The sequence below is a fragment of the Streptomyces sp. NPDC031497 genome (genome assembly GCF_055580905.1).
Map to the genome: position 1 here is coordinate 62,979 of NZ_JBVIKO010000007.1, position 20,039 is coordinate 83,017.

General features: G+C 73.0%; 16 protein-coding genes. 8 read left to right on the plus strand and 8 right to left on the minus strand.

The genetic code is table 11. From position 1 onward, the window contains the following. Positions 1 to 40: 40 nt before the first annotated feature. Complete coding sequence (locus ACZ5K7_RS16330; RefSeq protein ID WP_468914027.1) at positions 41 to 820, plus strand: hypothetical protein; 780 nt, start codon at positions 41 to 43, stop codon at positions 818 to 820. 16 nt (positions 821 to 836) lie between these two features. Here the strand turns inward: ACZ5K7_RS16330 and ACZ5K7_RS16335 are convergent, their stop codons facing one another. The 4 genes from ACZ5K7_RS16335 to ACZ5K7_RS16350 form a co-directional block, all read right to left on the minus strand. After that, complete coding sequence (locus ACZ5K7_RS16335; protein WP_468914030.1) at positions 837 to 1,631, minus strand: SDR family NAD(P)-dependent oxidoreductase; 795 nt, start codon at positions 1,629 to 1,631, stop codon at positions 837 to 839. Between the two features lie 115 nt (positions 1,632 to 1,746). Then, positions 1,747 to 2,448 carry a TIGR03943 family putative permease subunit gene (locus tag ACZ5K7_RS16340; RefSeq protein ID WP_468914033.1) on the minus strand — a complete coding sequence of 234 codons (702 nt, stop codon included), beginning with the start codon at positions 2,446 to 2,448 and terminating at the stop codon, positions 1,747 to 1,749. Then, positions 2,445 to 3,449 (minus strand): permease, encoded by a 1,005-nt coding sequence (locus ACZ5K7_RS16345; RefSeq protein WP_468914036.1) that lies wholly within the window; start codon positions 3,447 to 3,449, stop codon positions 2,445 to 2,447. The genes ACZ5K7_RS16340 and ACZ5K7_RS16345 overlap by 4 nt, the downstream gene beginning before the upstream one ends. Positions 3,450 to 3,794: 345 nt before the next feature. Next, positions 3,795 to 5,138 carry a helix-turn-helix domain-containing protein gene (locus ACZ5K7_RS16350; RefSeq protein ID WP_351696093.1) on the minus strand — a complete coding sequence of 448 codons (1,344 nt, stop codon included), beginning with the start codon at positions 5,136 to 5,138 and terminating at the stop codon, positions 3,795 to 3,797. A 606-nt stretch (positions 5,139 to 5,744) separates the two neighbouring features. Here ACZ5K7_RS16350 and ACZ5K7_RS16355 point away from each other — a divergent pair. After that, positions 5,745 to 7,721, plus strand: a complete 1,977-nt coding sequence (locus tag ACZ5K7_RS16355; RefSeq protein WP_468914039.1) for an Ig-like domain repeat protein — start codon at positions 5,745 to 5,747, stop codon at positions 7,719 to 7,721. Positions 7,722 to 7,725: 4 nt separating this feature from the next. On the opposite strand, the gene ACZ5K7_RS16360 is transcribed toward ACZ5K7_RS16355, so the two are convergent. Both ACZ5K7_RS16360 and ACZ5K7_RS16365 read right to left on the minus strand, forming a co-directional pair. Next, a complete protein-coding gene (locus ACZ5K7_RS16360) occupies positions 7,726 to 8,781 on the minus strand; it encodes a hypothetical protein (RefSeq protein ID WP_468914042.1) in 1,056 nt (351 codons plus the stop codon). Positions 8,782 to 9,005: 224 nt separating this feature from the next. After that, positions 9,006 to 10,181 (minus strand): PP2C family protein-serine/threonine phosphatase, encoded by a 1,176-nt coding sequence (locus ACZ5K7_RS16365; RefSeq protein WP_468914045.1) that lies wholly within the window; start codon positions 10,179 to 10,181, stop codon positions 9,006 to 9,008. Between the two features lie 96 nt (positions 10,182 to 10,277). Between ACZ5K7_RS16365 and ACZ5K7_RS16370 the strand changes: the two genes are divergently transcribed. From ACZ5K7_RS16370 to ACZ5K7_RS16380, 3 genes are all read left to right on the plus strand, one after another. Beyond that, positions 10,278 to 10,718, plus strand: coding sequence for a hypothetical protein (locus tag ACZ5K7_RS16370; protein ID WP_468914048.1), 441 nt, complete (start codon positions 10,278 to 10,280; stop codon positions 10,716 to 10,718). Positions 10,719 to 11,173: 455 nt separating this feature from the next. After that, entirely contained in the window at positions 11,174 to 12,082 is a 909-nt protein-coding gene (locus ACZ5K7_RS16375) for a hypothetical protein (protein ID WP_351696285.1), read from the plus strand. 114 nt (positions 12,083 to 12,196) lie between these two features. Then, positions 12,197 to 12,784, plus strand: coding sequence for an HAD family acid phosphatase (locus ACZ5K7_RS16380; protein WP_351696085.1), 588 nt, complete (start codon positions 12,197 to 12,199; stop codon positions 12,782 to 12,784). On the opposite strand, the gene ACZ5K7_RS16385 is transcribed toward ACZ5K7_RS16380, so the two are convergent. Continuing rightward, entirely contained in the window at positions 12,763 to 14,115 is a 1,353-nt protein-coding gene (locus ACZ5K7_RS16385; RefSeq protein WP_468914051.1) for an aminotransferase-like domain-containing protein, read from the minus strand. The genes ACZ5K7_RS16380 and ACZ5K7_RS16385 overlap by 22 nt on opposite strands. Before the next feature lie 80 nt (positions 14,116 to 14,195). Between ACZ5K7_RS16385 and ACZ5K7_RS16390 the strand changes: the two genes are divergently transcribed. The 3 genes from ACZ5K7_RS16390 to ACZ5K7_RS16400 are packed head-to-tail and all read left to right on the plus strand — an operon-like array spanning position 14,196 to position 17,911. Continuing rightward, entirely contained in the window at positions 14,196 to 14,984 is a 789-nt protein-coding gene (locus tag ACZ5K7_RS16390) for an alpha/beta fold hydrolase (RefSeq protein ID WP_468914054.1), read from the plus strand. A gap of 10 nt (positions 14,985 to 14,994) precedes the next feature. Then, on the plus strand, positions 14,995 to 15,960 hold the full coding sequence (locus ACZ5K7_RS16395) for an endonuclease/exonuclease/phosphatase family protein (protein ID WP_468914056.1): 966 nt from the start codon (positions 14,995 to 14,997) through the stop codon (positions 15,958 to 15,960). A gap of 7 nt (positions 15,961 to 15,967) precedes the next feature. Next, on the plus strand, positions 15,968 to 17,911 hold the full coding sequence (locus ACZ5K7_RS16400; RefSeq protein ID WP_351696074.1) for an FUSC family protein: 1,944 nt from the start codon (positions 15,968 to 15,970) through the stop codon (positions 17,909 to 17,911). A 21-nt stretch (positions 17,912 to 17,932) separates the two neighbouring features. Here ACZ5K7_RS16400 and ACZ5K7_RS16405 read toward each other — a convergent pair whose 3' ends face one another. Beyond that, the gene (locus tag ACZ5K7_RS16405) at positions 17,933 to 19,996 is read right to left on the minus strand and encodes a PhoX family protein (RefSeq protein ID WP_468914060.1); all 2,064 of its coding nucleotides are present in this window, start codon (positions 19,994 to 19,996) and stop codon (positions 17,933 to 17,935) included. Positions 19,997 to 20,039 lie beyond the last annotated feature (43 nt).

Here is a 20,039-nt window from a genome sequence, read left to right on the forward strand (position 1 = left end):
TCACGCGTCCACCGCTCCTGTTCCCGGGGAGGCCCCCGCCATGAGAGTCATCGCCTCCGGTCTTGCCGTGGCCGGCCTGCTCGCCGTCTCTGCCTGCACGGCCGGCCGGCCGCCGGAAGCGTCCGCGGGAGGCGCCTCCCCGGCGGCGAACGCGACCGCCGCCGAGCGCCCCGCTCCCACCAGCCCGGCCGCCTCGCCCGGTACCCCGGCGCTCACCCCCGGGCAGGCCCAGTCGGCGCTGATCGGCGAGGCCGACCTCGGGGTGCCGTGGACGGCCGGCGACTCCACCGCCACCTGGCACGACGGGCTGCTCAAGGCCGTCGCCGGGCAGCCCGACTGCCAGCGCCTCCTCGACGCCCTGTACACCGACGAGTTGCTGGAACCGGCCGGCCCGCACGCCGTCACCGTCCTCGACGACGGCGACGACGACGCCCAGCTCCGCTACCAGGTCTACGCGAGCCGGGCCGCCGATGTGGACCGGACCCTGGCCTGGCTGCGGGCCGTCCCCGGCGTCTGCGGGCAGTTCGCCGCACAGACCACCTCGGCCGGGACCGCGGCCGTCCAGGTCGCCGACTCCCGGCTGCCGGAGTTCGGCGAGGCCCGGCAGGGGCTGCGGATCACCCTCACCGCGCAGCCCTCCCCGGGCGACGATCCCACCACCCTCACCGTCGACGTCGCCGTCGTCCGCGTCGGCGACGACGCGATCGTCCTCACCGCCGGCGCCCTCGGCACCCTCCCGGCGGACACCGCCGAACAGACCCTCGACATCGGCATCCGGCGCCTCGCCCAGGTACGCGAACAGGGCCGGGTGCAGGCGTAGCAGCCGGCCCCGGCGGTCAGGGGAGGATCGCGTCGACGTAACCGCCGTCCACCCGCAGGGCGCCCCCGGTCGTCGCCGACGCCTGCTCGGAGCTGAGGTAGACGACCATGTGGGCGATCTCCTCCGGCTCGATCAGCCGTTGCAGCAGGGACTGCGGCCGGTACTCGCGCATGAACCTCCGCTGCGCCTCCTCCCACGGCAGATCCCGGTCCACGAGTCCGTACACGAAGTCCTCGACGCCGCCGGTGTGCGTGGGGCCCGCGATGACCGAGTTCACCGTGACGCCCGTACCGGCCGCCTTCTTGGCGAAGCCGCGGCTCACCGCCAGCAGCGCGGTCTTCGACATCCCGTAATGGATCATCTCGGCCGGGATGACCACCGCCGAGTCGCTGGCGATGTACTGCACGCGCCCCCAGCCGCGTTCGGTCATGCCCGGCAGGTACAGCCGCGTCAGCCGTACCGCGGCCAGCACGTTGACCTCGAAGTAGCGGCGCCATTCGTCGTCGCTGAGCTCCAACGGGTCGGCGGCCCCGAAAACCCCCAGGTTGTTGACGAGGATGTCCACCTGGGGCAGCAGCTCCGTCGCCCGGGCCGCGCCCTCGTCGGTGGCGACGTCGGCGGCCACCGGCACCAGGTCGGCGCCGGGGGCCTGCTCGGCCAGCGCCCGCACGCTGTCGGCCACCCGGCGTTCGTCACGGCCGTTGACGCCCACACGGGCCCCGGCCCGGGCGAGCCCCACGGCGATGGCCGCACCGATCCCCTGCGTGGAGCCGGTGACCAGTGCGGCACGTCCTGTCAGATCGATACGCATGGGCGGGAGGGTTCCCTTCGTACGCCGGTGAATGCCGGGGTTCGTGTGCCGGTGCCTACGGTTGCCACCGTCCGTCATGCGCGGCGGCACGACCCGGTCACCAGGGCCGAACGGGCTACGGCGTCTCGTACGGGTCCGACGGCTGGCTCACCGTGCGTGCCGACCTCGCGTCCAGCACCGGCGGCCAGGCCGCGTCCGAACCCAGCCTGCCCTTGGGGTGCCAGGTGCCGGTGACGGTGACCCAGGTGTCGGTGAGCGGCGCGTCCTCGCCCCTGATCTCCACCTTGCTGGTGGTGGCGTCGGCGGCGCAGCAGGTGACCATCAGCCGGGTCAGGTACCAGGTGCCGTCCGAGCCGTGCGTGACGAAGCCCGTCATCCGGACGGTACGGCCGGTCAGCGAGCGCCCGCTGTCGTAGATCGCCCGCGAGCTGAACTCGGCGAGCGTCAGCCCCAGCGGGTTCCCGGCGGGCAGCGCCGGGAAGGCCCCGACCCCCTGCGCGGCCCGCTGCGCCGCCTCGCGCTCCGCGCTGTACGAGCCGAGCGCGGGCGGCGGGAAGAGGAGCAGGGCGAGAGCGGGGAGGGTGAGCAGCCAGGCGATCCGGGGGCCGTGGTTGTGGTGGTGGTCCTCTTCCTGAACCGTGAGGCTCTTCAGGAGCGCCGTCGTGAGGCCCAGCAGGATCAGCGCGATCCCGGAGGTGATCAGGTACGGGCGCAGGGACGCCTGGACGTATCTGAGGTACAGGTCGCCGAAGAGGGTGATCCGCAGGACCGCCGCGCCGACCAGGCAGAGCAGCACCGGTCCGCCGTATCGGCTCACAGCAGCCACCACCCCACCAGCACGGACGAGGACAGCGCCACCAGCCAGGTCGCCGAGGAGAAGCGGAGCGCGAAACCCCGGCCGAAGGTGCCCGCCTGGAGGGCGATCAGCTTCAGGTCGACCATCGGGCCCACCACCATGAACGCCAGCCTCGCCGTGGCCGGGAAGGCGCTGAGCGAGGCGGCCACGAAGGCGTCGGCCTCGCTGCACACGCACAGCACGACGGCGAGCACGGCGAGGAGGGGGACGGCCGTCCACGCGGAGCCGGTGAAGACGTCCAGGACCGATCCGGGCACGGCGATGTTGAAGGTGGCCGCGGCCGCCGCGCCCAGCACCAGGAAGCCGCCGGCGTGCAGGAAGTCGTGCTGGAGGCCGGTGACGAAGGCGCGTGCGCCGGTGGCGTGGGAGTCCTGGGCGGTGCGGGGTGGGCGCAGCCACTCGTCGCGGCCGAAGCGTGCCCACAGCCAGCCCATCACCACCGCGGTGCCGAGGGAGGCGAGCAGCCGGGCCAGGACCATCTCCGGCCGGCCGGGGAACGCGATCGAGGTCGCCACCAGCACCACCGGGTTGATGGCCGGTGCGGAGAGGAGGAAGGCGAGGGCCGCGGCCGGGGCGACCCCGCGGCGCATCAGGCTGCCGGCCACGGGGACGGACGCGCACTCGCAGCCCGGGAGTACGACGCCGGCGGCCCCCGCCACGGGAACGGCGAGGGCCTGGTTGCGGGGGAGGAGACGGGTGAACACCCGCTCCGGGACGAAGGCGCCGATCGCCGCGGAGACGACGGTGCCGAGGAGGAGGAAGGGGACGCCCTGGACGGCGACCGCCGTGAACACGGTCCACCAGGCCGCGACCGGTGGGGTGTAGAGGTCGAGGGCGAGGGTGGGGCCGAGGACGGAGGCGACGGTCGCGATGGCGAGGAGGGCGGTACCGCCGAGGACTGCGTGGACGAGGGCGCGGAGGAGGAGGCGCGCGGTGTCGGTTGCCGTCCGTTGGTTGTGCACGCCCGGGACGCTAACGAGGGTGTCTATGGGGTGGGCGTCAGTTGGCAGAGAGAAGGCTGTGTGGTGGCTGACGGCCGGTGGGGGCTTGTCGCGCCCACGCGGCGGAGCCACACATCAATACAACCCCGCGCCCCTGGAGGGCCCCGCAGCTCCTCGCCGGAGGCGTTCGCCGGGTCGCGGTCCCGCACCGTGAGGTCCGCCCAGCGCCCCGGCGCAAGTGTGCCGCGCAGGTGGGACTCGCCCGTCAGGCGGGCCGCCTGGATCGTGCCGGGCAGGCAGGAAACACGACAGCGCAGCGGTCACGATGTCGATCGTGCGACAACTACCGGACGGTAGCGGCAGCCCCTACAGCGGCGGCTGCGCCGGTGCCGGGCCCAGGGTCGTGGTGCCGGGGGCCGTACGGTGGCCGAGGCCCGTGCGGTAGGCGTCCAGGGCCGCCTCCACCCGGCCGGTGCGGCGCAGCAGGTCCCCCAGCAGCCGGCACAGGTCCGCCAGGTCGCCGGCCGCGCCCGCCCGCTCCAGCAGGCTCAGGGCGCGGACGTAGTGCTCCTCCGCGGCCTCCGTCTCCCGGGCGTCCTCGGCGATGATGCCGAGCAGGCGGTGCGCGGCTGCCGCGTGCACCGCGCCGCGCTCGGAGGAGAAGTCGCCGAGCACGTCGTTCAGCAGCGCGGCGGCCTCCTCGGACTTGTCCCGGCGGTGCAGTACGTCGGCGAGCTCGACGGCGGCCTGGCTGCGGTACAGAGCCGCCCGGGTCTCCGACAGCATCGCCAGTGCCTCCCGCAACTCCCCTTCCGCACGCTCCAGTTCGCCGTTCTGGGCGCAGACGTAGCCGCGCATCCAGTGGCAGTTGGCGAGTTCGGTGCGGAGCTGGAGCTGGCGGTACAGCTCGGCGGCCTTGGCCAGCGAGGCGTCCGCCTCGGCGACCCGGCCCTCGGCGAGCAGGGTGCGGGCGACGGAGCGGTGCATCCGGGCGATCAGCGCGGGATCGCCGGCCTGCGGGGCGAGGGCGAGGGCGAGTTCGGCGGCCTGGGCGGCACGGGCGTGGGCGCCCATGTCCATGTACGGGCCGATGGCGGAGGCGTAGAGGAGCAGGAGCGCGTCCGGGTCGTGCAGGCCGCTGCGGTTCAGCTCGTCGAGCGTGGTCTCAAGGAGGTAGACGGCGTACCGGAGTTCACCGGCCAGGTAGTGGCTGACGGCCCGGCCTCGGATCGCCGGGACGCGCACCGGCAGCGGTTCGTCGGCCGTCCACAGCTCGGCCCGTTCGAAGAACTCCCGGGCCCGGCCCAGCTCACCGGTGTCCAGGGCGCACTCGCCCATCCCGAGCAGCGCGGTGGCCTGCTCGAACGTCAGCCCGTGCGCCTCCGCCTCCTCGAAGAGGGCGGCGTACAGGGCGGCGGCCTCCTCGGCCGCACCGGTGGCCAGGGTGCGCTGCGCCTCGGTGAGCCGCAGCCTGAGGTCGGTGGCGAGATGGGCGGGGCGCCCGCTGGCCAGTTCCTCGAAGCCGACGCCGAGCCGCCCGGCGATGTGCCGCAGCGCCTCGTCGGAGGCCCGTACCCGGCCGGCCTCCAGCGTGGAGATGTAGGCCGGTGTGTAGGCCGGCTCGGCCAGCTGCCGCTGGGTCAGCCCCCGTTCGGTGCGCAGCTGCTGCACCCGCCGCCCGACGGTCACCGGATCGTCCCGTTCCTGCATTCTGTCACTCCCCCCAACTCCCCCTGGACCCCTTGCCGTTGAGCTCTGTCAGCCCCTAGGTTAAACGGCGAATTAAACACGCTTAACCCGCCCCTGTCGTTGCGAGGTCGCCGTGCTCGGACGCACATCCGCACGCCCCACCGCACTCCCCCACTCCCGGCTTCGCTCGATCGGGGGGACCCCCACCGTCCGTAGTGTGGCAGCTGCCGTGATCGCGGTGGCCGCACTCATCACGGCCGCGAACGCGGGGCCCGCCCGAGCGACGGACAACTCCCGTTCCACCACGCCGGCCACCGCCGAACACGCACCCCGCTGACGCCCCCACCTGCCCGCCGAGGCCGGCCACCACAAGGACGGCCGGAGCAGCCACGGCTTCCGGTGCGACGACCACCTCGACGAGGCGAGCCGACCGGCCCGGTATCACCTTCGACGCATACGCCACACCCGGCCCGTGCGCGCGGCGGGGAATCCCAGGTGATGTTTGTCAGTGGCATGTCCTAGTCTTCATCGCATCCGCCACCCACGGCCCACAGCGCACGCACACATGTGGACCGCGGTCCGTGGCACCCACTTCATTCGATCCGGGGGGTTCGAATCAGCGTGCGTATGCGCACCCGCACCATCACGGCCACCACCACCCTGGCGGTCCTCTTCAGCTCCGCGGCCCTGGCCGCCACCACGCCGGCCTTCGCCGACGGCAGCGCCCTGCTGCCGATCAAGTCGATCGGTGACATCGTCGTCGACGGCGTCCACCAGCAGGTCTTCATCAGCGACCCGAGCAACGGCAAGATCGTCGTGACCGACTACTCGGGCAACGTGCTCAAGCAGCTCACCAGCGACCTCTCCGGGGTCACCGGCCTTGAGCTGTCCGCCGACTCCGGCACCCTCTACGCGGCCGTCCGGGACCTGGACGCCGTCGCCGTCATCGACACCGCGACGGACGCCGAGACCGCGCGCTACGCCGTGGGCGACAAGCCGCGCAGCGTCGCCCTCGCGGACGGCAGGCTGTGGTTCGGCTACGGCGATTCCGCCGAGGGCAACATCGGCTCCGTCGACCTGACGAACGACCAGCACGACGTCACCCTCAACCAGGACAACAGCTGGTACTCGGCGCCCGTCCTGGACGCGGCACCGGGCACCGACATCCTGGTCGCGGGGGACCGCGACACCAGCCCCGCCTCACTGACCTCCTACGACGTCTCGTCGGGCACCGCGACCCAGCTGGCCCACATCCGCACCGACGGCAGCAACGTCAACGACCTCCAGGTCACCCCCGACGGCAAGGACGTCGTGGTGGCCAGCGGAGCGCCGTACTACCACCAGATCTTCAAGACGTCCGACCTCAACGAGGACGGCAAGTACACCAGCATCAACTACCCGAACGCGGTCGCCATCGCGCCCGACGGCACGGTCGCGGGCGGCAGCGACGCCCTGTACAACTCGGACATCTACATCTTCCACCCGGGCAGCAGCGAGGCCGTCCGCACGTACGACCTGCCCAACACGAGTGGCGGCAGCGGTTCCGACGAACTCGCCGCCGCCGGCCTCGCCTGGGCGCCCGACGGCTCCCGGCTGTTCGCGGTGTCGTACAACGGCAACGGCGCCTACTCCCTGCGCGAGTACGACACCCCGGGCCGGGCGGCCACCACCGTCACGGTGAACGCCCCGGCGTCGGCGACCCGCGCCAAGCAGCTCACCGTCACCGGCACGGTCTCCTCGACGACCGCGCTGCCCGCCGGCACCCAGGTCACGGTCGTCCGCACCGACCTGGACTCCCCCAACGGGAAGGCGCTGCCCGCCGTCACGGTCAAGGCCGACGGCACCTACTCCTTCACCGACACCCCGCCAGCCGGCGGCAAGGTGACGTACACGGTCTCCTACGCGGGCGACGCCGAGCACACGGCCGCCTCCGGCAAGGACACCGTGGACGTCTCGCGTGCCAAGCCGACGCTGACGCTGAACAACAACGGCAAGGTGTACTCGTACGGGAAGGACGTGAAGTTCACGGCCCATCTCGGCACGACGTACAAGAACCGCACGGTGGAGATCTGGGCCGACCCGTTCGGCTCGGACAAGCCGAACAAGCTGGCGAAGTCCGGGAAGGTCGACTCGCACGGCAACCTGTCCGTCACCCTGGACCTCAAGCGGGACACCAAGGTCACCGCGAAGTTCACGGGCGACGCCCGCTGGCAGCCGCGGTCGGTGTCCAGCTCGGTGGGCGCCAAGGTCAGCATCTCCATGACGGCGAGCCGCCAGTACAAGACGGAGAAGGTCTGGGGCCAGACCTACGCCTTCTTCCACAAGACCAAGAACCCGCTGTTCACGACCAAGATGCCGTACTACAGCGGCCGTTCGCAGCGGTTCGACTTCCAGGTCTACTACCAGGGCAAGTGGTACTCGGACGACTCGAAGTACTTCGCGCTGGCCACCAGCGGCATCTCGCAGGTCGAGTTCACCGGCAGCCACAAGGACGACGTCGGCTGGCGCTTCCGGGTCCGTTCCGACTACATCAACGGCACCTCCGGCGACACCGTCAACTCCACGACCTACGGCGCGTGGAAGTACTTCACGTTCACGAGCTAGTACCTCAGCTGGTCTGAAGCTGCCGCAGGTGCTGCTGGACGTTCTCCAGCGCGCCCTCCCGGCGGCCCGGCACCCTGAGTCTCAACTCCGCGAGCGCGGGTCCGAGTTCACGGGCCCGCGCCGTGTCCTTGATGGCGCCCCACTGGTGGTGGGCCCGGTCCACGGCCGTCTCGACGGCCGGTGCGTCGGCCGGCTGCCCGGCGGCCAGCCGGGCGTGCGCGACGGTCAGCCAGGTACGGCAGCTGCGCGCCGCGTCCCCCGCGAACATCGCCAGGTCGGCCCGTACTTCGGACCAGTGCAGGGCGTCCTCGGAGGCCGGCCCGTGCGCCCGCGCGGCGGCCTCCTCCCAGCGCGCGGCGAGCCCGTCCGCCTCCGCGTACCGCCCGCCCCGCGCGGCCGTACTGATGGCATCGTGCGGATCCCCGCTGTCCGGGGTGTGGGTGCTGAACACCATGCTGCCGGCGACCTCGGCGCCGAGCCGCGCGAGCACCTGCTGGTGCAACTGCGTCATCGGCGGCCGGTGCCCACTGCGCAGCACGGTCGCCACGGCCTTCATGTATGACGGTGCCGCGATCTCCCGCCGGGCCGGCGGCGGTGCGATACGCCCGTGCACGGCGTTGTTGCGCCCGGAATCCAGCGGCACGGTACGCAGCCACTCCCAGGTCTCGTGATCGGCGTGCAGATCGAGGACGAGCGTGGTCGCCCCCGCCGGCCGCAACCGCAGCTCCTCCCGGATCCAGTGCCAGGGCAGGCCGGTGTAGCGGACGGTCGCGGGCGTGGTCCGGGCCAGCGCGAGATGCGGCAGCCGCTGCTTGCGGTCCAGATGCAGCTGGCCCGTGACGAACACGGTCAGCGGGCCGGGTGCGGCCGCGGCGGCCCGCAGCCGGGTCAGGACGGCCTGCGGCTCCAGGGGGTCGGCGAGTTCGACGACGTTGGCGGTGTCGGTGCCGGAGAGTATCGCCGGGGGGACGGCCGCGAGCACGGGGAGCACGGAGGCCGCGTCCACCAGACACCCCTTGCCGTTCGGCGAGGCCGCGAGCAGCAGCACGGTTCCGGGCATCGGCCCTCCCCCTTTGTTCCCCAGGTCCACTTACGTCAGCACGGTAACCGCTGCGCCTGCAAAGCGGAGGGTGTGGGAGAGGTTTGGGGTGGGATGGGAGTGTTCCGGGGGTGCGGGAGAGCACGACCGGCCGGGGACCTGTGCCCGCGGGCCTCTTGACGGCCCCCGCGTTCCGCGCCTCGCCCGTGCCCTGTCAGGGCGCCGTCGTTCTGCGGATTGCCCTGTCAGGGCGCCGTCGTTCTGCGGATCGCGAAGATCGTGGTGTCGTCGGAGAGACGGCCCCGGCTGTGGCGCAGTACGCCGTCGCGGAGGTAGGCGACCAGGAGGGCCGGGTCGGCGGTGGCGGCCCGGGCGGCCTCCTCGGGCAGCGCGTAGAACTCGCCGTCGGCATTCCTCGCCTCGGTGACGCCGTCCGTGGTGACCAGGAGGGTCTCGTCGGCGGCGAGGGTGACGGTGCGGGTCGGCGGGAGGCCGGGGCCGGCCGTCAACTCGGCCATGCCCAGCGGGAGGCCGTCACCCTGCGGCAGCGCGCGTACTCCCGCGGGCCCCACCGCCAGCGGCGGCTCGTGGCCGAAGTTGACCATCTCCACCGCGTCCGACGCGCCCGGCGGGAAGGCCAGCAGCACCGCCGTGGCGAACCGGTCGCCGTCGTCGCGGCCCAGCGCGACCGTGTGGCCCCGGTGGCGGAGCATCCGGGTCTCCAGCCGGCCGGCCACCGTCGCGAGGTCCTTTTCGTGATAGCCCGCCTCACGGAAAGTGCCCAGCAGCGCGGCGGCCGTCTCCACCGCGCCCAGCCCCTTGCCCTGCACGTCCCCGACCAGGACCCGGGTGCCGTGCGGGCCCGGCTGGATGTCGTAGAAGTCACCGCCCACCCGGGCCACCGTGTCGGCGGCGAGATAGACCTCCGCGTGGTCGAGGCCCGCCCACCCCGGCGGCAGCGGACGCAGCACGGTGCGGCGGGTCGTCTCGGCGATGTCCAGCATGTGCAGCAGCCGGCGCTCGTTGCCCGCCCGGACCGCACAGGCGAGTACGGCCAGCAGCCCGGCGAAGGCGACCAGGATGAAATCGGGCAGCCCGGCCTGGTACTGGTGCGGCCAGACGCTGTCCACGGCGATGTAGTCGAGGACCGCCAGCACCGCGAACACGGCCGTCGCCCAGACCCCGCAGATCGTCGCCGCGATCCCGGGGACCAGCACGATCCAGGTGATGATCCGGAACCGTTCCGCGGTGTTGAGGTCGACCGTCGTGATCCCGGCCAGCAGCAGCAGCGGCGCCGCCCAGGAGTAGCTCCGGCCCCGGGCCCACTGCAGGGGCTGCCGGCGCGGCAGATCATGCCACCGCCGCGGGGCCGGGTGGTCGGTCACGACTGTCAGGGAAACACGCCCCGGGATCCGCCGCATATCGTGGCCGGCGTGCCCGGTTCGTGCGGCCGACTTGCCAGGGGGTACCCGCAGGTGTGCTCTGGAACCTGGGGGCGAGGAGAGAGGAGCACTCTCATGGCTCAAGCGGCACCCACAACCGGCGGCATGCCCCGGCGCGGCCCCACGCCCGACATCTTCAGCCCACACACCCACCTGATGGCCAGAGTGGCCTTCCCGGTCGTGACCGGGCTGATCTACGGCTACTGGGCGGCCGCGAACCGGCGCAGCGGGGGGCCCATCACCGGCTGGAACCTGTTGTTCGGCTTCGTGACCGCGATCGTCTTCGCGCTGGTGCTGTTCGGCGTGCTGACGATCGCCCCGCGGCTGCGGCGGGAGGTGCACGCGGTGATGTGGACGGCGTTCATCGGGATCGCCTTCGGCTTCCTGTACAGCCAGAGCGGAGACTCGATCCTGCGCTCCACCGGCATGTCCCTGGCGGTCGCGGCGGTGACCTTCGTCGTGATGTTCTACCGGTTCTACACGCACGAGGACGCGGTGGGCCACCGCATCCGGTGACCGCACCCGCCCGCGCGTGGGCCCCGGCCGTGTCGGCCGGGGCCCACGCGTTTCCCCTTTTTCCCTCACGGGTTGTTTCCCCTCACCGGCCGCCGGGCCGCCCGAGGGCACCCGGCGACATCCCTGCGGAGCCGCTCCGGCCGTTCCGGCCACTCCGGCCGTTCCGCCGGGCAGGAGACCTCCGCAGAACCAGGAAACACCCGTTCGGGCCAGCCCTCCACCGGAGCGCGGCGCCCCAAGGGTTTCCGGCGTCCGGCCGCCCGCCCCTGGCCGCCGTTTCGTCCGTTCGGCTCGACCTGACGCCCCGCCGTGCCCCGGATGCAGTCACCCCGCTCGCCTGACCTGCCCTCAGGGGCTTGCCTGGAAGCGTGCCCTCAGTGCCCTCAGCGCCTTCCGAGCCCACAGGGCCCGCGCGGCCCGTAGGGCGCGCCCGGGCCGCACGTCTCCGGATCGCCCTGTCGGCCCTGCTGATCGCGCTGTCCTGTCTGCTGCTGCCGTTCGGCGCGCTGGCGGCCTGGGCGGCGTACGGGCTGGCGGACACCGGACAGTACGTCAGCTCGATGGCGCCGCTCGCCGACGACCCGGACGTCCGGGACGCCGTGGCGGACACCGTCGGCGAGGGCATCATGCGCGAGGTGGACGTCGGCCGGCCGATGCAGGGCACGGTGGCGCCCTTCGTGCGCGAGGCGGTCCGCTCCTTCACCCAGACCCGGGCGTTCCGGCTGGCCTGGGACGCGGGCAACCGGGCCACCCACGACGCGGTCCTGCGCGCGCTCCAGGACGAGCGCGAGGAGGCCGTGACCGTCGACCTCGCCCCGGTCACCGCCCAGGTCAAGGACCAGCTCACCCAGGACCATGTGCCGCTCGCGGCCCGTATCCCGGTCCAGCACACGGCCGTCGCGGTGCTTCCGGCGACGGAACTGGACCGGCTCCGGAAGGGGTTCCACGTGCTTGAGGTCGCCGGTTTCTGGCTGCCCGTCGCGGCCGTCGTCTTCGCGGTCGGCGGTATCGCCGTCGCCGTCCACCGCCGCCGTGCGCTGCTGGCGACCGCGCTGGGGACGGCGCTGGGCGGCGCCCTGCTGGGGCTCGCCCTCACCGTCGGCCGCTCGCTCACCCTGGCCGGACTGCCGTCCGACGTCTCGCACCCGGCCGCGGCCGCCGTCTACGACGCCCTGACGTCCACCCTGCGCACGGTCTCCTGGCTGCTGCTGGGCCTGGGCCTGGGCGTGGCCGCGCTGGCCTGGCTCGGCGGACACGTCCGCCGGCGTCCCGACGAGAAGCAGGAACCGGCCTCCGACACGCCCGATTCCGATGCCCTCAGGGCGGATTCACAGCCTGCCGGTCAGAACATGCCCATCCCGTAACCGGGCGCTCCGGCGGCGGACACGCGGTGGGCGTCCCGGCCGGGCACCGTGACGCAACGACGGCCACCGGTACGGAACACCGGCGGCCGACGTGAGCTGAGGAGCCCCCACCCGATGATCCGTCTCACCGCGCGCCGTGCCACCGTCGTCCTCGGTGCCGGCCTCGCCCTGTCGATCGCCGCCGCCCTGCCGGCACAGGCCGCCGACGTCACCGAGGCCCAGTGGCTGTCCGACGTCGCCGCCGTCACCGGCCCCGCGCAGAGCTACATCGACTCCCGTGCCGCCGCCAACACCTCCGGCGCCAGGCTCGCGATCGTCCTCGACATCGACAACACCTCGCTGGAGACCTACTTCGAGGGCGGCATCACCGTCCCCGCCACCCCGCCGGTGCTCGCCCTCGCCCAGGACGCGCACGCCAAGGGCGTCAGCGTGTTCTTCGTCAGCGCCCGCAGCAACCTGTTCAACCTGGTGACCAAGTCCAACCTGACCTCGGTCGGTTACCCCGTGGACGGCCTCTACGCGCGGACCGTCGCCCAGCTGCTGACCGAGTCCATCGCGGACTTCAAGACCTCCCAGCGCAAGGCGATCGAGGCGAACGGCTACGACATCGTCGCCAACATCGGCAACAACACCACCGACCTGTCGGGCGGTTACGCCGACACCACGTACAAGCTCCCCGACTACGACGGACTGCTGGACTGACGCGCCAGGGGGCCGCGCGCCGCGAGTTCCGCGAGCGTGCGCACCGCCCCCACCAGCTCGGGCTCGGCCGCCGAGGCGAGCCCGAGCCGTACCGCGTCCGGGGTCCGTTTCGGGTCGACGCGGAAGGCGGTGCCGGGCGTGATCGCGATCCCGTGCGCCGCCGCGGCCGCCGCGAAGCCGTCCGCCCGCCACGGCGCGGGCAGCTCCCACCAGGCGAAGTACCCGCACGGATCGGCCCGTACGGCGAACCCGTCGAGCAGCTCGCGGACGAGCCCCTGCCGCCGCCCGGCCTGCGCCAGCTTGGCCGCGACCAGCCGCGCCACGGTCCCGTCCCCGATCCACCGCACGGCCGCCTCCAGCGCGAAAGCCCCCGGCCCCCACCCCCCGGACCGTACGGCCGCCGCCACCGCGTCCACCCGGCCCCCCGGCACGACGACGAACCCGACGGTGAGGCCGGGCGCGACCCGCTTGGAGAGCGAGTCGACGACATGGACGAGGCCGGGTGCGAGCGCGGCGAGCGGCGGCTCGGGGCCGGTGTGCAGAAAGGACCAGACCCGGTCCTCCACGACCGGCAGCCCCAAGTCGTCCACGCACCGGGCGAGTTGGAGCCGTCGTTCGGTCGGGACGGTCAGGGACGTCGGGTTGTGCAGGGTCGGCTGGAGGTAGAGGGCGGAGAGCGGGGCGGACCGGTGCGCGGCGCGCACGGACTCGACGACGGGCCCCCGCTCGTCCGTCGCCACCGGGACGAGCGTGACGGAGAGCCGGGCCGCGACCTCCTTGACCAGCGGATACGTCAGCGGCTCGACCCCGACCCGGCCGCCCGGCCGGACCAGCGAGGCCAGGGTGGCGGCGACGGCCTGCCGGGCGTTGCCGGTGAAGAGGACGCGGCCGGGTTCGGGCCGCCAGTCGCCGGTGGCGAGCAGCGCGGCGACGGCCTCCCGGGCCCGCGGGGTGCCGTCGGCGGCGCCGGTACGCAGCGCGTCGCCGAGCGCGTCGGGCCGCAGCAGGGGCGCGAGAGCGGGCGCCAGCAACTCCGACTGCCCAGGCACCGAGGGGTAGTTGAGCTCCAGATTGACGCGGGCGGTGCCGTCCTCGACCAGCGCCCGCCCCTGTGGGGTGACCTCGGTGGCCCGGACGAAGGTGCCGCGCCCGACCTCGCCCACCACCAGCCCGCGCCGCACCAGTTCGGCGTACACCCGCCCGGCGGTCGAGGCGGCGATCCCGTGCCGTCGCGCGAACGCCCGCTGCGGAGGCAGCCGTTGCCCGGTCCGCAACCGCCCCCGCGCGATGTCCAGCGCGATCCGGTCGGCGATCCCCCGAAAGTCGTCCACGACCCGTCCCCCTGCCCACATTGCACCGAGAGCAAAGATCTTATTGCACCGAGAAGTGGGCGGTACCTAGGGTCGTCCACATGCCCCCCTTCCTCGCATACGACGACATTGACCCCCAAACCTCCCGCACTCCCTTGCTCCTGATCCACGGCCACCCCTTCGACCGCACGATGTGGCACCCCCAGCGCACCGCCTTCGCCCCCTCCCGCCGGGTCATCGCCCCCGACCTGCGCGGCTACGGGGCTTCCCCGGTCACCCCCGGCCGCACCCCGCTCTCCCGCTTCGCGGCGGACCTGGAGGACCTCCTCGACGCGCTGAAGGTGGAGACCTGCGTTCTCGTGGGCCTGTCGATGGGCGGCCAGATCGCCATGGAGTGCTACGACCGCTTCGGCACCGACCGCGTACGGGGCCTGGTCCTGGCGGACACGTTCCCCGCCCCGGAGACGCCCCAGGGCCGGCTCGCCCGCAACGCCATGGCCGACCGCCTGCTCCGCGAGGGCATGCGGGGCTACGCCGACGAGGTCCTGGAGAAGATGGTCGCGCCCTACGCCCGTCCGGAGGTGAAGGCCCACGTCCACCGCATGATGACGGCCACCGACCCCGAGGGCGCGGCGGCGGCCCTGCGCGGCCGGGCCGAACGCCCCGACTACCGCCCCCTGCTGACGAAGGTCACGGTCCCGGCGCTGGTGGTGGTCGGCACCGACGACGAGTACACCCCCGTCTCCGACGCCGAGGCCATGCACGCCCTCCTCCCCGACGCCACCCTCCGCATCATCGACGCGACGGCCCACCTGCCGAACCTGGAACGCCCGGAGGAGTTCAACGGGGCGCTGGGGGAGTTCCTGGCGCGGGTGGACGAAGGGCCGTAATCTCGGCCGGGTGACGACGGCGCCCGGCCCCGGATCCCGGCTCGCGACCTGGGCAGCCGCCCTGTTCCTCCTCGGCGTGACGCTAGTCGTCGGGTGCCGTACCGCCGGTACCGACGCCGTCACCCCCGTCCCCCAGTTTCTCGCCTTCCTCCCCTGGCTGCTGGTCCCCACCCTGCTCGGGCTGCTGCTCACCCTGCTCGCCCGCTGGTGGCCCGGCCTGGTCTGGGGCGCCGCCCTGCTCCTCGCGCTCGGCTGGTTCATCCAGCCGTACGGCAGTGGCGCCGAACCGGCCGGCACCCCGCTCATCACCCTCCGCGTCCTCACCTCGAACGTCGAGTTCGGCGCCGCGGCCCCCGCGCTCGTCCCGCAGATCCGGCGCTGGAAACCGGACGTCGTGTTCGTGGCGGAGTGCGAGTACACCTGCCAGGCCACGCTGGACAAGGAGCCCGGCTACCCCTACCGCACGGCCGTCGTGGCCGGCGGCTCGACCGGCTCGCTCCTGCTGTCCCGCTTCCCGCTCCGCGCCACCGACGGCGTCCCCGGCACGATGGGCATGCCCGGCGCCGTCGCCGACGTAGACGGTCACGCCGTGCGCCTCCAGCTCGCCCACCCCATGCCCCCGCTCCCCGGCCAGGTCGCCCTGTGGCGCCGCGAGCTGGGCCGCCTCCGCACCTTCGCCGCCGCCGACACCACGACCCCGACCGTCCTCGCCGGCGATTTCAACGCCTCCCAGGACCACGCGGCCTTCCGCCGCATCCTCGACACCGGCCGGCTGCGGGACGGCGCCCGGCTCAGCGGCGCCGGCCGTACCGCCAGCTGGCCCGCCCCCACCGCCGCCGTGTTCGGCGCCCAGATCGACCATGTCCTGGTCTCCCGGGACTTCTCGGCGACCGGCGCCCGTTTCCTGCGGCTGTCCGACACCGACCACCGCGCTCTCGTCGTGGACATCACACTTCACCAGCACCCGCGCCGATAATGGGCGCATGTCCCGCGAGTTCCCGATCGGCCTCACCCCTCCCGACTGGCTGGTAAGGAACCTCCGGCCCCAGCAGGCCCCACCTCTCAACTGGCCCGCCCTCGCCCGCGCCGCCCTCGGCATGGCCCTCCCGCTCACCATCGGGCTCGCCGTCGGACAGCCCGCGTACGGCGCGCTCGCCTCCATGGGCGCCCTCTCCGGGGTCATCGGCGACACCGCCGACGCCTACCGGATGCGGATCCTCAACATCGCGGTCCCCCAGCTCTTCGGCGCCGTCGGCGTCACCGTCGGCGCGCTGGTCTACGGCCAGGGCTGGCTGACGGTCGTCGTCATCACCGGCATCGCGCTGATCTCCGGAATGATCTCGACGATCGGTGCGGTCTCCTCCGTCTCCGGCCTCCTCCTGCTGCTCAACTCCGTGATCGGCGCGGGCCTGCCGCTGCCCGGCGCCTGGTGGCTGACGCCCGTCCTGATGACCGGCGGCGGCCTGCTGGTCCTGCTGCTCGCCCTGCTGGCCTGGCCGCTGCGCTCGGGCGTACCGGAACGCTCGGCGATCGCCGGTACCTACCGCACGGTCGCCGACCAGCTCACGGCCATCGGCACGTCCGACGCCGAGTACGACCGTGCCCGGCACACCGTCACCCAGTCGCTGAACCAGTCGTACGACCTGGTCCTGGCCCGGCGCGCCCGGTACCGCGGCCGCAGCCGGGAACTCACCCGCATGCTGGCCCAGCTGAACGCGATCACCCCGGTGGTGGAGGCCGCCCCCGCCGCCCGGCTCGCCGGAAAGCCGCTGCCGCCCGAGATCCCGGCGGCGATCCACCAGATCGCCGACGCCATCGACGCCGGCTACACCGGCCCGGCAGAACTCGACCTCCCCGAGCCGCAGAGCGAGACCGCCCGGGCCGTCGACCACGCCCTGCGGCACCTCGCCGAGGTCGCCACCACCCCGGACGTCGATCCGCGCGGTATCGACGACCGCCTCGGCCACCCCGCCGCCCTCGGCATCCGCACCGCCCGCGCCGCCCGCAACGTCGTGCTCTCCGCCAACTCCTGGCGCTACGGCATCCGCCTCGCCCTGTGCATCGGCATCGCGCAGGCACTGGTGTCCCTGGTTCCGGTCCCGCGCTCCTACTGGGTCGCGCTCACCATCACCTTCGTCCTCAAGCCCGACTTCGGCTCGGTGTTCTCCCGGGCGCTGCTGCGCGCGCTGGGCACGGTGATGGGCCTGGTGGTGGCGGCGACGGTCCTCACCCTGGTGCCGCGCGGCTGGTCGGACATCCCGGTGATGCTGCTCCTGGCCCCGCTGATCCCCGCCCTCACCCCCCGGGGCTACGGCTTCCAGACCGCCGCGGTCACCCCGGTGATCCTGCTCCTCTCCGACGTACTGAACCACCAGGGCACCGGCCTGCTCCTGCCCCGCCTCCTGGACTCCCTGATGGGCTGCGCCATCGCGCTCGTCGCCGGGTATCTGCTCTGGCCGGAGAGCTGGCGCACCCGGGTCGGCGACCGTCTCGCCGACGCGGTGGCGGACACCGCGGACTACGTCGACCTGGCCTTCGAGGAGAGCGCGGACCCGGCCGCCCGCGCCCGGAAGCGCCGCCGCCTCTACCGCGACCTGTCCACCGTCCGTACGGAGTTCCAGCGCGCCCTGACCGAGCCGCCGCCCACCGGCCGCCGCGCCGCCGCCTGGTGGCCGCTCGTCGTCGCCGTGGAACGCATCGTCGACGCGACGACGGCGGCCCGGGTCCGGGTACGGCACGGAGCACCGCCCCCGCCCCGGGCCGAGGTCGACCAGATCGCCCTGCAGCTACGCGAGTTGGCGGAGAGCGTCCGCGCGGCGGACACCCTGGTCGCGGTCCGCACGGACCTCACGGGCCCACCGGACAGCGTCCTGGAACCCCTGCGCCAGGAGGTGGCGGCGGCACGGGCCATCGCGTCCCCGCACTGAGCGCCTCTCCCGGTTCTTCTCTCACACGCCGATGTCGCGGCCGTCCTTGCGCCACACGGCGACGACGGCCGGCCGCACGATCTTCCCGGGCCCGTCCGGCCAGGTGCTCGCGGGGCTCTCCACCGTCGCGCCGGTGATCTCGCCCGGGTGCTGCACGGCCACCAGCACCCGCCGGTCCTGCACCAGCGGACCGCAGGTCTCGGCACCGACCGGCATGGTCAGGAACTGCTTCAGCTCACCGCGCCGGTCGCCCCGCGTGGCCACCCCGAACAAGCCGTCGTGGTAGCCGAGCTGGGCGCCGTCGGTCGAGATCCACAGGTTGCCGTGCGGGTCGAAGGCGACGTTGTCCGGGCAGGAGATCGGGCTGACGTCATCCTTCGGGAAGCCCGCGAAGTAGGTCGCGGGGTCCTCCGGATCACCGGCGACCAGGAACAGCGACCAGACGAACCGGGTGCTGTCGGCCCGGTTCCAGCGCTCGGTCAGCTCCAGGACGTGCCCGTGCTTGTTGGCGTTGCGGGGGTTGGCCTCGTCGGCGGGGGCGCTGCCGGTCAGACCACGGCTGGTGTTGTTGGTGAGGGCGACGTACACCTTGCCGGAGTGCGGGTTCGGCTCGATGTCCTCGGGCCGGTCCATCTTGGTCGCGCCGACCTTGTCCCCGGCGAGCCGGGTGAAGACGAGCACCTCCTCGACGCTCATCCCCGCCACATGCGACACCGCCCCCTTCGCGGTCGCGGTCACCAGCGGAATCCACTCCCCGCTCCCGTCGAACTCCCCGTCGCCCGGCAGCTTCCCCGTGCCGTCGATCTCGATGGCGGGCGAGTCACCGGTGAGCCTGGCGACGTACAGCGTCCCCTCGTCGAGCAGGGAGAGATTGTGCTCGCGCACGGAACGCCCCTTGCCGTGCCGCATCCGCTTGCTGCCGACGAACTTGTAGAAGTAGTCGAACCGCTCGTCGTCCCCGGTGTAGACGACCGGCCGCCCGTCATCGGTGAGCCGCACGGTGGCGCCCTCGTGCTTCACCCGCCCGAGCGCGGTGTGCTTGCGGGGCGTGGACGAGGGGTCGTACGGGTCGAACTCGACGACGTATCCGAAGCGGTGCACCTCGTTCGGCTCCTTGGCGACGTCGAACCGGGAGTCGAACCGCTCCCACTTCCGCTCGGTCGCCCCCGTCCCGATCCCGTACCGCTTGTCCGTCGCCCGGCCGCTGTTGGCGAAGTACTGGTTGAAGTTCTCCTCGCCGTGGAGGGTGGTGCCCCACGGGGTGGTGCCGCCGGAGCAGTTGTTGAGGGTGCCCAGCACCTTCCTGCCCGTCGGGTCGGCGGAGGTCCTCAGCAGGTCGCTGCCGGCGGCGGGCCCGGTCAGCCGGAACTCGGTGGTGACGGTGACCCGCCGGTTGAGGTGGTGCCGGGGTACGGCGGTGAGCTTCCCGCTCCCGCGGTCCTCCTCGACGACGACCGCGGACAGCCCGTGCGCCGCCCAGGCGACCTCCACCTGCTCACGGGTGGGGTTGGCGGCGTCGTAGCCGCGGAACATCAGCACTTCGTCGGTGTACTCGTGGTTGGCGACGAGGAGCTGCCTGCCCCGCTCGCCGGGCACCGGCAGCAGCGCGAGGAAGTCGTTGTTGTACCCGAACTGACCGGCCTGGGCGGCGGCGGTCTGTTTGTCCGGGTCGAAGGCGGGCGCGCCGCGCAGGATGGGCTCGCCCCAGCGGATGACGACGTTCTGGGCATAGCCGTCCGGGACGGTCACGGTGTCGGCGTTGTCGGGGGCGACGGCCCGGAACCGCAGCCCGCGGGCGCCGGACGCGGCGCCCGATGCTCCCTGCGATGCGGCGGCGGCAGCGGGCCGGGCCCCCGCGACGCCGGCACCCCCGGCCGCGGCGGCGACGGAGACGACAGCGGCGGCCCGCATGGCGTTGCGGCGGCTGAGGGCACCGGCGATGACATCGCCGACGTAGGCGTTCGCGCTGGTGTTGGGCACCTCGTGGAAACAGGCGTCACCACACCGGAACCGGCAGGTGAGGGCGGAGCGCCCACCAGGATGCGCGGCATCGGGCGTGTCGACGATCGGCAGCAGCTTGCGCACTTTACTCTCCCCTTGCGATCTCTTGGTGTGAGCGTGACCTTAG

Bases quoted from the DNA above. Each gene is read 5' to 3' on its own strand.
- ACZ5K7_RS16380 (WP_351696085.1), top strand. From the start codon at position 12,197: ATGATCCGTCTCACCGCGCGCCGTGCCACCGTCGTCCTCGGTGCCGGC.
- ACZ5K7_RS16390 (WP_468914054.1), top strand. From the start codon at position 14,196: ATGCCCCCCTTCCTCGCATACGACGACATTGACCCCCAAACCTCCCGC.
- ACZ5K7_RS16370 (WP_468914048.1), top strand. From the start codon at position 10,278: ATGGCTCAAGCGGCACCCACAACCGGCGGCATGCCCCGGCGCGGCCCC.
- ACZ5K7_RS16400 (WP_351696074.1), top strand. From the start codon at position 15,968: ATGTCCCGCGAGTTCCCGATCGGCCTCACCCCTCCCGACTGGCTGGTA.
- ACZ5K7_RS16335 (WP_468914030.1), bottom strand. From the start codon at position 1,631: ATGCGTATCGATCTGACAGGACGTGCCGCACTGGTCACCGGCTCCACG.
- ACZ5K7_RS16355 (WP_468914039.1), top strand. From the start codon at position 5,745: ATGCGCACCCGCACCATCACGGCCACCACCACCCTGGCGGTCCTCTTC.
- ACZ5K7_RS16360 (WP_468914042.1), bottom strand. From the start codon at position 8,781: ATGCCCGGAACCGTGCTGCTGCTCGCGGCCTCGCCGAACGGCAAGGGG.
- ACZ5K7_RS16365 (WP_468914045.1), bottom strand. From the start codon at position 10,181: ATGCGGCGGATCCCGGGGCGTGTTTCCCTGACAGTCGTGACCGACCAC.
- ACZ5K7_RS16350 (WP_351696093.1), bottom strand. From the start codon at position 5,138: ATGCAGGAACGGGACGATCCGGTGACCGTCGGGCGGCGGGTGCAGCAG.
- ACZ5K7_RS16330 (WP_468914027.1), top strand. From the start codon at position 41: ATGAGAGTCATCGCCTCCGGTCTTGCCGTGGCCGGCCTGCTCGCCGTC.